The sequence below is a fragment of the Sulfuritalea hydrogenivorans sk43H genome (assembly GCF_000828635.1).
Classification (GTDB): Bacteria; Pseudomonadota; Gammaproteobacteria; order Burkholderiales; family Rhodocyclaceae; genus Sulfuritalea; species Sulfuritalea hydrogenivorans.
This window is the reverse complement of record NZ_AP012547.1, coordinates 2,751,755-2,763,958: the sequence shown is the minus strand read 5'-3', so window position 1 is coordinate 2,763,958 and position 12,204 is coordinate 2,751,755. Positions and strand designations below refer to the sequence as shown.

Below are 12,204 nucleotides of genomic sequence, written 5' to 3'. Positions count from 1 at the left end.
TTTCGTTCCGCAAGCACTGCTGCCTCTTGGCGCATCGGGCTCGCAACTCGGTTGCCCTTGCACAAGCGTGGCCTGTCCGCTGGCATAGTATCCATTCCAAACGATGCAGCTGACTCGATGCCAGACGATTCAACTCGCCCTTGGCGCAGGCCTCACCGGTTCCTTCGGCCATTGACTTCAGCATGCCGATCACCTCCTCGATGCCTTCAGCATCGAAGGGGCCGCAGTCCGGAGCGTCGGCCCGACTGCTGGCTGGAAACCTCGAATACGCTGCATTCGCCATGGTCGTCGCCTTCCGTCACAGTCGCAAGTTACAAAGACCCAGTATCTCAGAAGTCCGCGCGGCTCTCAACCCATCGGTTTCTTGCCGATGGCGATTTGGGGGATGAAACGGCCGCTGCTCAGCGGCCGCGCATGAAGAGCCGGTCGAGCTCCGCCATCGACAACTGAACCCAGTTCAATTCGTCCTCCGTTTCGCGCCGGGCGCCGGCGTCGCGGCTCTCCGCGCCGGCTCCCCGGTGATCTGGAACGCCGCCCAGTACGCCGGGTGAGGATACTTCGCGCGCGCCGCAAGCTGGGCCTCGCGCAGCGCCCGGGTCTTGTTCGTTCCGGCCTTGAGTTTTGCGTAGAAGTCGGTCATCAGGGACGACGTGGCTTCGTCGTCGATTTCCCACAGCGTCGAGACGATCTGGTTCGCCCCGGCGTAAAGGAAACCGCGTACCAGCCCAACCACGTCGTCGCCGTTCGCCACCTTGCCCAGCCCGGTCTCGCAGGCGCTCAGCGTGACGAGGTCGGCGTCGAGCCGCATCGAATACAGCTCGCCGATGGTGAGCCGGTCCCGTTCGTTGCCGGCCGAGTCGGTGGCCAGCAGCAGCGCCGAGCCGAGCGGGTTGGCGGCATCGAACTTGCCGTGGGTGGCGAAGTGCAGGTAGCGGAACCCGGTGCCGAACTCAAGCAGGCTGCGCTTGCTGGCGTCGCGGCGGACGAACAGCGCCGAGTCGGGGAACAGCGCGGAGACTTCCCGCGCTTCGCGCTCCGCGAACGCCAGGTCGTAGCGGGGGTCGCCAAGATCGGGATTGCCGAAGGCGAGCACCGTTCCCGGCTTGCCCGAGGCGTCGATCCGGCCGATGAACTTCAGGGTCGAGGCGCTGGGCAGGAAGGACAATTCGTAACGGTCGAGCAAAAAGTGCTCGCCGTCGTGCAGGGCGGCGAAGGGCAGGTAGTGCAGCGCGCCGTGGCCGGCGATCAACAGCCTCTGGTGGCGGATGGCACCGGCCAGCGGAGCGATCAGGCGCAAGTGGAGCGACTTCGCCGCCACGGCGTAGCCTTCGTTGCGCCCGGCGATGGCCTGGCGAAACGCCTGGATTTCCTCTTCGAGCCCCTCGCGCCGCAGCTTCACCGCTTGCAGTCCATCGGCGTCGATGATGAACGCATAGAGCTGCGCGGCGTCGTGGTAATAGCTGACGAGGGCCTGGTCCGCCGGCAAGGCGCCCTGGATTTCGGCCAGGGCGATTTTCGACACGGTCACCAGCGAGGAAAGTTCGGGCGCCTGGTCGGCCAGTGCCACGCGGGCTTCCAGCTTGAAGTTGCGTGCCTCGGCCAGGATTTTGCCGGCGTCGCCGGGTTGGCTCCCGGCCGTGTCCGGCAGAGCGCGCCGGATGCGCTCGACGACTTCGCCGTCCACCGTCGTATCGCGCGCCAGCGCCACCTCGGTGGCCTGGGCTTTCGCCAGCAGCAGACGGACCTTGTCGGTCTGGCTGCTGCCGAGGTGGAAATCCTGCTTGCCGGCCAGCATGTCGACCAGGGCGCGCGACTTGGAGCGCTCGCCGACCAGGAAGGCATCTTCGTGGCGCCCGGACTGGAACAACAGGCGGACCAGCGCCTGATAGACGGCCTGCTTGTCGCCGAAGAAGCCGATCTTGGCGTTCTCGGTGTTGATGGTGGATCGCTGGCGCTCGATTTCGTCGACGGCGGTCTGGTACAGGGCGATGGCCTCGTCGGCCTTGTCTTCCCCTTCGGCGATGCGGCCCCGGTCGTAGAGCGCCGCCCAGTAGATTCCGGCGAGCGCCTTGAGCTCTTCCTTGCCGAGAATCTCGTCGAGATAGGCCTTGGCGTCGGCCAGCCGCCCCACTTCGATGCGCGCATGGGCGACCTGGAAGCGGGTCAGCAAGGTGTGCTGGCTCTGCAAGGTGCGGAAAAGCATGTCGCCGCCGGAGGTACTGCCCTTGGAAAAGGTAAACAGGAACCAGCCGATGTTGACCACGTCGACCAGGAAATGGCTTTCGTCGTCGGCGATCTTCAGGGCGCTGGCGTAGTCCTTGCGCGCCATGTGGATGCGCACCAGCGCGGCGCGCGTCCTGGCCCAGAACTGCTTGCTGGCGAGCTTGAGGATGAAGGAGTCGGCCGCCTTTTCCAGGTAGGCCACCAGTTCCTCGGCCTGCTTGGCGTCGTCGTTCAGGATGAAGGCGACAGCGGCGAAGGCCGTCATGTCGATATCGCCGCCCAGGCGCTGGCCGCAGGAAAACGGCCCCCAAACCGCGCTCGATTCGCACAGGGTACGGGGCAGCACGGGAATTTCGCCGGCCATGCTCATCGGCGGCGGCAGCTTGGAGGCATCGATGGCCTTCCATCGCTGGATCGCCAGCCCGGCAAATTTCGCCGACTGCGAAATCTCGCCGAGTTCCATGTGAATCTCGGCGCGCAGCATGGGCTCGCGAACCGCGAGTGGATATTCGGCGCCGGGCGCCTGCGTCTTCATGCCCAATGCCGCGAGCGCCCAGGAGAAGGCCTTTACCCCTATCGGCCGGGGGTCGCCGTGCGCGGCCACGGAGTCGCGCACGGCATCGAGGCAACGCAGCGCCTGGCCGAAATCGCGCTGTTCGAACAGCGCCGCGCAGTAGCGGTACAGGAAGGGCTGGCGCTCGACGGGGACGGGGTCCTTCGGGATCCCGGCGGGAAACGCCCGGGCCAGAAAGCCCAGGTATTCGTTGTTCAGCACTTCGTCCTTGTACATCTGCGGAATCTCGCCGCGCTCGATTTTCAGCGGGCCGGTTTCAGTGGCGAAGGCGACTTCCTCGGCCCGTGCCCCGCTGCCCAGGAACAGCGCCGCGAGCATGGCGGCCAGGGCGGCCGGTGAACGAACGGGATGGGCGCGTCGCGTGTTTCGATTCATGGCGATTCCGCTGGAAATGTTGGAGGACGAGTCCCTTGCGTGTTTCGCTCAGCGACCGCGCATGAACAGCCGGTCGAGCTCCGCCATCGACAACTGAACCCAGGTCGGCCGGCCGTGGTTGCACTGGTCGGCGCGTTCGGTGGCTTCCATCTGGCGCAGCAGCGCGTTCATTTCCGGCAGGCTCAGCAGCCGATGCGCGCGCACCGCGCCGTGGCAGGCCATGGTCGCCAGCAGTTCGTTGCGCCGGGTTTCCACCACGCGGCTGGCGGGATGCTCGGCCAGGTCGCGGAGCAGCGAGCGCACCAGGTCCACCGCGTTGCCGCCGGCCAGCAGCGCCGGCAGGGCGCGCACCGCTAGCTCGCGCGGGCCGGCGGCGGCGATGGCGAAGCCGAGCTGGCCCAGTGCTTCGTTCTGTTCGCTGGCGGTCGCCATCTCGGCTTCGCTGGCCGAGATCAGCAGCGGCACCAGCAGCGCTTGCGTCGCCGGCGGTCCGGCATCGAGGCTCTGCTTGAGCTTTTCGTAGAGGATGCGTTCGTGCGCCGCGTGCATGTCCACCAGCACGAGGCCGGCGTCATTCTGGGCCAGGATATACACGCCATGCAGTTGGGCGATGGCGTAGCCGAGCAGCGGGGCCGCACCATCCGTTGCAACGGGAGTCGGTGCTGGCGGGACGGCGATTCCACTGTCGGAGAAAGCCGCGCGGGCGAATTCCAGATAGGGCCGCGCCGCCGGCTCGCCGACACCGAGGCCCGACTGGCGGGCGTAGGAGAACGCGGAGGGTGTGTATGCCGATGCGGCTGGCGCTGCCTCTTCCCGGCTTTCCGCACTGCTCAGCGGCGTCGCCAGCGTGCGTTGCAGCGCGTGGAACACGAACTGGTGGATGCCGCGCGCATCGCGGAAGCGCACTTCGGTCTTGGCCGGATGCACATTCACATCGACGCCGGCCGGGTCGAGTTCGAGGAACAGCACGTAGGCCGGGTGCCGCGCGCCGTGCAGGATGTCGGCCCAGGCCTGGCGCGCGGCGTGGGTCAGCAGCTTGTCGCGGACGAAGCGGCCGTTGACGAAGAAGTATTGCTCGTCGCGTCCCGAGCGCGAATAGGCGGGCAGGGCGGCGAGGCCGGAAAGGCGTAGCGGTCCAGCCGTGGCGTCGAGCGGGCGCGCATGCGGGAAGAAATCTTCGCCGATGATGTCCCTTGCGCGCCGCGAAAAGTCGGCGCTGGCGAGACGGCGTTTCGCGCTGCCGTTGTGGGCGAGCGTGAAGGCGACATCGGGCCGCGCCAGCGCCATGCGCCGCATGACTTCGTCGCAATGCGCGAACTCGGTGGCCTCGGTCTTGAGGAACTTGCGCCGTGCCGGGGTGTTGAAATACAGGTCGGCGACTTCGATCACCGTGCCGCCGGCCAATGCCGCCGGTTCCGCCTTGTCGGCATCGCTGCGCAGGCGATGGGCGTGGGATTGCGAGGCATGGCGGCTGGTGATTGAAACTCGCGCGACGGAAGCGATCGAGGCCAGCGCCTCGCCGCGAAAACCATAACTGCCGACCTGTTCCAGGTCGGCGAGGCTGGCGATCTTGCTGGTGGCGTGGCGCGCCAGCGCCAGCGGCAGGTCGTCGGGGGCGATGCCGCCACCGTCGTCGACGACGCGGATCAGGCGCACGCCGCCTTCTTCGAGCTGTACGTCGATCCGCGTGGCGCCGGCGTCGAGACTGTTTTCCAGCAGTTCCTTGAGCACCGAGGCGGGACGTTCGACCACCTCGCCGGCGGCGATCTGGCTGATCAGGAGGTCAGGCAGCGGCTTGATGATTCCCATGGGGTCCGAATTATCGCCGGGATACCGTCCCCGCACCACAGGTTCGGGGACATATGGCTTCCGGTAAAATCGCGCCTTTCCTTCGACCGCGCCGCCCCGTGGAACTTCTCGCCCAATTCATCGACATCATCCTGCACGTGGACAAGTATCTGGCCATGCTGCTGGCGCAGTATGGCATCTGGATCTACGCGATCCTGTTTCTCATCGTGTTCTGCGAGACCGGCCTGGTGGTGACGCCCTTCCTGCCCGGCGATTCGCTGCTGTTCGTTGCCGGCGCGCTGGCCGCCACCAGTGGCGGCAGCTTCGACATCAACATCGTGATCGCCGTGCTGCTCGCCGCCGCGATCCTCGGCGACAACACCAACTACTGGATCGGGCGCTGGGCCGGCAAGCGCATCCTGGCCTGGGGCGAGCATTCGCGTTATTTCAACCGCAAGGCCTTCGACCTGACGCACGCCTACTACGAGTCGCACGGCGGCAAGACCATGCTGGTGGCGCGCTTCATGCCCTTCGTGCGCACCTTCGCGCCCTTCGTCGCCGGCGTCGGCAACATGAGCTATCCGCGCTACTTTGCCTTCGACCTCGCCGGCGCCGTGCTCTGGGTGTTTTCGCTGTGCCTCGCCGGTTACTGGTTCGGCAACATTCCGTGGGTCAAGGCCAACCTGTCGCTGATCATCTTCGGCACCATCGGCCTGTCGCTGGCGCCGCTGGTTCTGGCCTGGCTGCGCCACCGTCTGGCGCCGAAGGCTTCCTGAGCATGCGCGGCGCGGCAACCGCCTGCCTGTTTCTGTTGCTGGCCGGCTGCGCGCAAACCGGTGCGCAACCCGGTAACAAGGGACGCACCGCCAGTGAATCAGTTGGCAACTCGGTGGCGACATTCGACCCGAAGCAGATCGGCAAGAGCGATGTCGACCGCATCGCCGACATCCATCGGCGCGAAATATTCGCCAGCGTGCGGGTGCTGGCCGAAAAGCTCTATCGACGCAATCCGCGCGAGTGGAAAAAGGGTGGCCACGCCAGCGTCGAGGCGGCGCTGGACCGCCTGCTCGATCCGCGCACGGGCTGGCGACTGCCCGAAACCGCCGGCCGGCGCGGCACCGACGCGATCCTGCTGGCCCTGCGCGAGGATTTCGCCGGCGACCGGGTGGCGGCCTTCATCGCCGGCCTGGGCGGCATGCTGAACCTCGCCTTCGCCGAAAAGACGGAATTCTTCATGCTCGACGAACTCGATCCGCAAATGCTGTACAACAGCGCGCGCAACCTTGAAATCGCCGCCTGGAAGCTGGCCACCGCGCGCGATGCGAGCGGGGCCCTGCTGCTGCTCTCCAACGAGATGGCGGTGGCGCCGCAACCGGCCAACCTCAGCTTCGAGCGCGAATTCGGCAAGATGATCGCCAACCTCGACCTGCTGTCCACGCTGATCGCCGACAAGGGGCATCGCACCATCGCCCGGGTGGCGCAAAGCGTCGCCACGGCGATGTTCCTTCCAGTGGCGGCCCTGCGATGAAGCGCTACGTCATCCTCATTTCGGGGCGCGGCAGCAACATGGAGGCGCTGCTCGGCGCCGCGCTGCCCGGCACCTGTGCCGCGGTCATCAGCAACCGCCCCGATGCCGCAGGCCTCGCGTATGCCGCCGGTCGCGGCATCCCCGCCATCGCCATCGATCATCGTGGCTTCGCTTCGCGCGAGGAATTCGACGCCGCGCTGGCGGCGGAGATCGAACGTCACGCGCCGGATCTGGTGCTGCTCGCCGGTTTCATGCGCATCCTCACCGACGGTTTCGTGCGGCGCTTCGAAGGCCGCCTGCTGAACATCCATCCCTCGCTGCTGCCGGCTTTCCCCGGCGTCAAGACGCATGCGCAGGCGCTGGCGGCCGGCGTCAGGCTGCACGGCTGCAGCGTGCATTTCGTGACGCCGGCGCTGGACGGCGGGCCGATCATCGCGCAGGCGGCGGTGCCGGTGCGGGCCGACGACGACGAGGCGACGCTGGGGCAGCGCGTGCTGGTCGAGGAACACCTGATCTATCCGCGCGTTGCACGCTGGTTTCTCGAAGGCCGATTGCATCTGGTCGATGGCCGCGCGCGCTTGGCCGGCGAGGCGACGGTGAGCGGTTCGCTGCATGTGCCGCGAATCGATTGAGACGCCGGCTTGACATGCCCTTCGTCCTGGCGCTCGCCGCCTCAGCCCTGATCCATGCCGCCGCGCTGCTGGGGCCGGGCTGGGCGTTGCCCGGCACCCACGACAATGAGCCGCCGCCGACCATCGAAGCGGTGCTGGCCAGGCCGCCGCTCCCGCAGGAGGCTGTAGCCGTCGCCAGGCCGGCACCAAAGCCGCCGACGGAAAAGCCGCGCCGGCAGCCCGCGGCGACATCCCCGGTCGTGGCCGATGCGCCCGCCGCTGGGGTGCCCCAGCCAGCGCCCCAGGCGGTGCTGCCGGTCGAGGCTCCGCCACCAGTCGCCGTCCCGCCAGCGCCGACTCCGGCCAGCATCGCGCTGCCGGGCAAGGGGCGGGTACGCTACACCATCACGCGCGGCGAAGGCGGCTTCGTCGTCGGCCAAGCCACCCACACGTGGGAACACGACGGTCTCACCTACAAGCTGCAAAGCGTAACCGAGACCACCGGGCTGGCCGCCGTGTTCAAGCCGGCGCGCGTGGTCCAGAGCAGCCAGGGCGACGTGACGGCGGACGGCCTGACACCGCGCGAGTTCCGCCATGAGCGCGTCAATGGACTGGATACCGCGAGCTTCGACTGGACGCGCCGCGTGGTCGCCTATGCCGGACGCGAAGACGCGATCGCCGCCGGCGCGCAGGACATGCTCTCGATGTATTACCAGTTGGTGCTGCTGGCGCCGAAGGGCGGCGCGCTGGAGATGCCCATCGCCACCGGGCGCAAACTGGAGAACTACCGCTTCGAAGTCCTCGGCGAGGAAGCCGTCGCGTTGCCGTCGGGCGAGCGCCGGGCAATGCGCTTGAGGACGCGCAGCGGAAATGACACCATTGAACTGTGGATAGCCGCCGACATGCGCGGCCTGCCGCTGAAAATCCGTTTCACAGACCGCAAGGGCGAAATCTTCGATCAGCTCGCGCAAGACATCGACCCACGGGAGACCCAATGATTGCCAGAAGACAGAGAACAGACGACCGGGGGCAGAAGCCGGCCGGCAGCGAAGCACCGACGGCGGACGGCCTTGCCGCCGACCTGCTGAACGCCGCGGTGGCCGCCACCGCGCAATTGCTCACCTTCAACCAGCCGGCCGATGCCGCGCTCTCGGCCTTCTTCCGCGCGCGCAAGAGCGGCGCGAAGGACCGCGCCTTCATCGCCGAAACCGCCTATGCGGTGCTGCGCAGGAAGCGTTTGCTGGAACGGTTGGCCGCCTGCGGGCCAAACCTCGAGCCCTCGTTTCTCGCGCCAGGTGCGACGCCGAAGCGTGCGCCGAAGACCCCCGGCGCGCGTCGCATTTCTCCTCGCGAGCTGGTGCTGCTGTCGCTGTCGCGTGTGCGCGGCATGTCGCAGCGCCAGCTCGAAAACGCCCTGATGCCCGGCGAAGCCGAGTGGTTGGCGGAGATCCGGCGCCAGCCGGAACCGGAACTGACGCTGGCCGAACAACTGGATTTTCCCGACTGGCTGGTCGAGCGCCTGGCGCCGCGCATGCCGGCCGAGGAACTGTTGGCGCTGGCCCGCGCGCTGAACACGCCGGCGCCGCTCGACCTGCGCGTGAATACGCTGAAGGCCGAGCGCGAAGACGTGATCAAGCGCCTCGCCGCCGACAACATTGCCGCCACGCCCTGCCCGTATTCGCCGCTGGGGCTGCGCCTCAAGACCAAGCCCTACCTGGCAAAGCATCCGGCCTACCTCGACGGCAGCATCGAAGTGCAGGACGAGGGCTCGCAGCTGCTCGGCTTGCTGCTGGCGCCCAAGCGCAGCGAAATGGTGGTGGATTTCTGCGCCGGCGCTGGCGGCAAGACACTGATCCTCGGTGCGCTGATGCGTTCCACCGGGCGGCTGTATGCGTTTGACGTATCCGACAAGCGGCTGGCGAAACTCAAGCCGCGCGCAGCGCGAGCGGGGCTGTCGAACGTGCATCCGGCCTGCCTTTCCGGCGAGAACGACACGCGGGTGAAGCGGCTGCAGGGCAAGGTCGACCGCGTGCTGGTCGATGCGCCATGCTCGGGGCTGGGCACGCTGCGCCGCAACCCCGACCTCAAGTGGCGGCAGTCGCCGCAGAGCGTCGATGAACTGAGCGCCAAGCAGGCCGCCATCCTCGCCGCCGCGGCGAAGCTGCTGCGGCCCGGCGGCCGGCTGGTGTATGCCACCTGCAGCATCCTCGCCGAAGAGAACGAAGCCATTGTCGATGCCTTCCTCGCCGCGCATGCCGATTTCCATCGCCTCTCGGCGCAGGAGATTCTCGCGGCGCAGGGCATCGTCATCGATTGCGGCGAAGACATGCGCCTGTCGCCGCAGCAGCACGGCACGGATGCCTTCTATGCGGCAGTGCTGGAACGCGCCAAGTGATCGTGCAACACGGAGCGGCCGCAGGCCGCGAACCGAGGCCCCCCCCTTCCACGGGAAGGGGGCTGGGGGGATGGTCGTTGTTAATTGCGCTGGCGCTGGCGCTGCCTTTCAGCGCCAGCGCCGGCGCCGCGCCGCTGCCGGCGACGGGCACGGTCGAAGTGCTGTTCACGCCCTGGGACGATGCCGAGGGCGCCATCGTGCGCGCGCTGGGCGAAGCGCGAAAGAGCATCCATGTGCAGGCCTACCTGCTCACCAGCCGCTCGATCGCCAGGGCGCTGCAGGAGGCGAAGGCGCGTGGCGTGGCGGTGGAAATCCTCGCCGACCGCGAGATGCTGGAAAAGAGCGACAAGTCCCTGCTGCCGCTGCTGCGCGAGGGTGGCATTCCGGTCTGGCTGGAAACCCGCTATGCCTCGGCGCACAACAAGGTGCTGCTGATCGACGCGCTCGCCGCAAACGGATTCGTCATCACCGGCAGCTACAATTTCACCTGGTCGGCGCAGGCGCGCAATGCCGAGAACCTGCTGATCCTGCGCGACAATCCGGCGCTGGTGCGGCGCTATCTGGACAACTGGCAACGACATCGCGAGCAGGCCGAAAAAATGAGCGGAACGAACTGAGATGAGCGAACACGAACTGGCCAGCCTCTGGCGCGGCGTTCTTGCCGATCTGCGCCAGCCCGACCTGGTCTGGCAACTGCTGGTGCTGGCGGGCTGCCTGCTGCTGGCCAAGCTGGGCGAGCGCCTGGTGCGCGCCCGCCACGTCGCCGCCGGGCGGGCATGGGAGCTCGGCCATGGCGGACTGAAACGGATCGCCTTTCCGCTGCTGGCGCTGGTGCTGGTGCTGCTGGCGCGCCCCGTTGCACAGCAGTGGGTGCACGTCAGCCTGTTGTCGCTCGCGCTGCCGCTGCTGTCGTCGCTGGCGGTGATTCGCGTGGTGTTCTATGTGCTGCGCGTCAGCTTCATCGGCGCCACCTGGCTCGGCCAGTTCGAGCGCATCTTCGCCGGGCTGGTGTGGGGCATCGTCGCCTTGCACATCACCGGCCTGCTGCCCGAGGCAATCGAGGTGCTGGAGTCGGTCAAATTCAGCGCCGGCAAGCAGAAGCTGACGCTGTGGAACGTGCTGCAGGGCGTCGTCGCGGTGCTGGCGACGCTGCTGGTCGCGCTCTGGCTGTCGAGCATGATCGAGGCACGGCTGAACGCCGCCGCCGGGCTCGACAACAACCTGCGGGCGGTCTTCGTCCGGCTGTCCAAGGCGCTGCTGATCTTGCTGGCGGTGCTGATCGGCCTGCCGATGGTCGGCATCGACCTCACCACGCTTTCCGTGTTCGGCGGCGCGCTCGGTGTCGGCCTCGGTTTCGGCCTGCAAAAGATCGCCAGCAACTATGTCTCGGGCTTCATCATCCTGCTCGATGATTCCATCCGCATCGGCAATGTCATCGCCGTCGGCAACGACCGCGGTGAAGTGACGCGCATCACCACGCGCTACACGGTGCTGAAGAACCTCGACGGCGTCGAGGCGCTGGTGCCCAACGAACTGCTGGTCGGCTCGGTGGTGCAGAACCAGTCCTACAGCAGCCCGCGGGTGCGCATCGCGCTGCCGGTGCAGGTCGGCTACGAAAGCGACCTGGAGCGCGCCATGGCCATCATGGTGGCGGCGGCACGCGCCCAGCCACGCGTGCTGGCCGACCCGGAACCGGCGGTATTGCTCAGGGAATTCGCTGATTCGGGCATCAATCTCGAACTAGGTTTCTGGGTCGAAGACCAGGAGAAAGGCGTCGGCGGCCTGCGCTCGGACATCAATCTCGCCATCTGGCGCGAATTCAAGCAGGCCGGTATCGCAATTCCCTTCCCGCAACGCGAAATTCGAATTCTTGGTGGAGCACAGCAATGACTGACACCCGCTTGATCCACGGCTTCCATGCCATCACCGCCAAGCTGCGCCACGCCGCCGACGACGTCAAGGAAATCACCGTCGCCGAGGGCCGCCAGGACGGCCGCATGCGCGAGCTGCTGAAGCTGGCCGAAGCCCACGGCGTGCGCGTCATCCTCTCCGACGCCAAGCGGCTCGATGGCCTCGCCGGCGGCACGCAGCACCAGGGCGTGGTGGCGAAGGTCGCCGCACAGGCGAAGCATGTGACGCTGGACGACGTGCTCGACGGCCTTACCGAACCGCCCCTGTTGCTGGTGCTGGATGGCGTCACCGATCCGCACAATCTCGGCGCCTGCCTGCGCGTGGCGGATGCCGCCGGCGCGCACGCGGTGGTGACGCCCAAGGACAAGGCCTGCGGCCTCAATGCGACCGTGATCAAGGTTGCCAGCGGCGCCGCCGACACCGTGCCCTATATCGTCGTCACCAACCTGGCGCGGTCCTTGCGCGAGATGCAGGAACGCGGCATCTGGGTCATCGGGGCGGCGGGCGAGGCCGACAAGGAACTCTATGCCATCGACCAGAAAGGCCCCTGCGCCTGGGTGCTTGGCGCCGAAGGCGCCGGCATGCGCCGCCTGACGCGCGAGACCTGCGACGAACTGGCGAAGATTCCGATGCACGGCAGCGTCGAAAGCCTCAACGTTTCCGTGTCCGCCGGGATTTGTCTGTTCGAGGCAAGGCGGCAGCGGGGCAGGTGAGTCTTGCGCGCCGTCGGGAAAGTCGGCGCTGGCGGCACGGCGTTCAAAAGCTGGAAAGTGCTCATGCGGCTGGCGCCGTCGCAGGT

The 12,204-nt window shown here is 67.3% G+C and carries 10 protein-coding genes; 8 read left to right on the top strand and 2 right to left on the bottom strand.

All coding sequences use genetic code 11. From position 1 onward, the window contains the following. Nucleotides 1–457: 457 nt before the first annotated feature. A complete protein-coding gene (locus tag SUTH_RS13265; protein WP_041099864.1) occupies nt 458–3,172 on the bottom strand; it encodes a CHAT domain-containing protein in 2,715 nt (904 codons plus the stop codon). Nucleotides 3,173–3,220: 48 nt separating this feature from the next. After that, complete coding sequence (gene mutL, locus SUTH_RS13260; protein WP_041099862.1) at nt 3,221–4,981, bottom strand: DNA mismatch repair endonuclease MutL; 1,761 nt, start codon at nt 4,979–4,981, stop codon at nt 3,221–3,223. A 98-nt stretch (nt 4,982–5,079) separates the two neighbouring features. On the opposite strand from mutL, the gene SUTH_RS13255 reads away from it, so the two are divergent. From SUTH_RS13255 to rlmB, 8 genes are all read left to right on the top strand, one after another. After that, the gene (locus SUTH_RS13255) at nt 5,080–5,736 is read left to right on the top strand and encodes a DedA family protein (protein WP_041099860.1); all 657 of its coding nucleotides are present in this window, start codon (nt 5,080–5,082) and stop codon (nt 5,734–5,736) included. Between the two features lie 2 nt (nt 5,737–5,738). Then, nucleotides 5,739–6,488 (top strand): hypothetical protein, encoded by a 750-nt coding sequence (locus SUTH_RS13250; protein WP_231851015.1) that lies wholly within the window; start codon nt 5,739–5,741, stop codon nt 6,486–6,488. Then, nucleotides 6,485–7,120 (top strand): phosphoribosylglycinamide formyltransferase, encoded by a 636-nt coding sequence (gene purN, locus SUTH_RS13245; protein WP_041099858.1) that lies wholly within the window; start codon nt 6,485–6,487, stop codon nt 7,118–7,120. The genes SUTH_RS13250 and purN overlap by 4 nt, the downstream gene beginning before the upstream one ends. 14 nt (nt 7,121–7,134) lie before the next feature. Beyond that, entirely contained in the window at nt 7,135–8,097 is a 963-nt protein-coding gene (locus SUTH_RS13240; protein ID WP_041099856.1) for a DUF3108 domain-containing protein, read from the top strand. Beyond that, nucleotides 8,094–9,494 (top strand): RsmB/NOP family class I SAM-dependent RNA methyltransferase, encoded by a 1,401-nt coding sequence (locus tag SUTH_RS13235; protein ID WP_041099854.1) that lies wholly within the window; start codon nt 8,094–8,096, stop codon nt 9,492–9,494. Before SUTH_RS13240 ends, SUTH_RS13235 begins: the two co-directional genes overlap by 4 nt. A gap of 77 nt (nt 9,495–9,571) precedes the next feature. After that, nucleotides 9,572–10,111: a phospholipase D family nuclease gene (locus SUTH_RS13230; RefSeq protein WP_197539591.1), complete on the top strand. Its 540-nt coding sequence runs from the start codon at nt 9,572–9,574 to the stop codon at nt 10,109–10,111. A 1-nt stretch (nt 10,112) separates the two neighbouring features. Continuing rightward, on the top strand, nt 10,113–11,384 hold the full coding sequence (locus SUTH_RS13225) for a mechanosensitive ion channel family protein (protein WP_041099852.1): 1,272 nt from the start codon (nt 10,113–10,115) through the stop codon (nt 11,382–11,384). Beyond that, nucleotides 11,381–12,118 carry a 23S rRNA (guanosine(2251)-2'-O)-methyltransferase RlmB gene (rlmB, locus tag SUTH_RS13220; RefSeq protein WP_041099850.1) on the top strand — a complete coding sequence of 246 codons (738 nt, stop codon included), beginning with the start codon at nt 11,381–11,383 and terminating at the stop codon, nt 12,116–12,118. Before SUTH_RS13225 ends, rlmB begins: the two co-directional genes overlap by 4 nt. The last annotated feature ends 86 nt before the right edge of the window (nt 12,119–12,204 follow it).

Bases quoted from the DNA above. Each gene is read 5' to 3' on its own strand.
- SUTH_RS13265 (WP_041099864.1), bottom strand. From the start codon at position 3,172: ATGAATCGAAACACGCGACGCGCCCATCCCGTTCGTTCACCGGCCGCC.
- mutL (WP_041099862.1), bottom strand. From the start codon at position 4,981: ATGGGAATCATCAAGCCGCTGCCTGACCTCCTGATCAGCCAGATCGCC.
- SUTH_RS13250 (WP_231851015.1), top strand. From the start codon at position 5,739: ATGCGCGGCGCGGCAACCGCCTGCCTGTTTCTGTTGCTGGCCGGCTGC.
- purN (WP_041099858.1), top strand. From the start codon at position 6,485: ATGAAGCGCTACGTCATCCTCATTTCGGGGCGCGGCAGCAACATGGAG.
- SUTH_RS13240 (WP_041099856.1), top strand. From the start codon at position 7,135: ATGCCCTTCGTCCTGGCGCTCGCCGCCTCAGCCCTGATCCATGCCGCC.
- SUTH_RS13235 (WP_041099854.1), top strand. From the start codon at position 8,094: ATGATTGCCAGAAGACAGAGAACAGACGACCGGGGGCAGAAGCCGGCC.
- SUTH_RS13225 (WP_041099852.1), top strand. From the start codon at position 10,113: ATGAGCGAACACGAACTGGCCAGCCTCTGGCGCGGCGTTCTTGCCGAT.
- rlmB (WP_041099850.1), top strand. From the start codon at position 11,381: ATGACTGACACCCGCTTGATCCACGGCTTCCATGCCATCACCGCCAAG.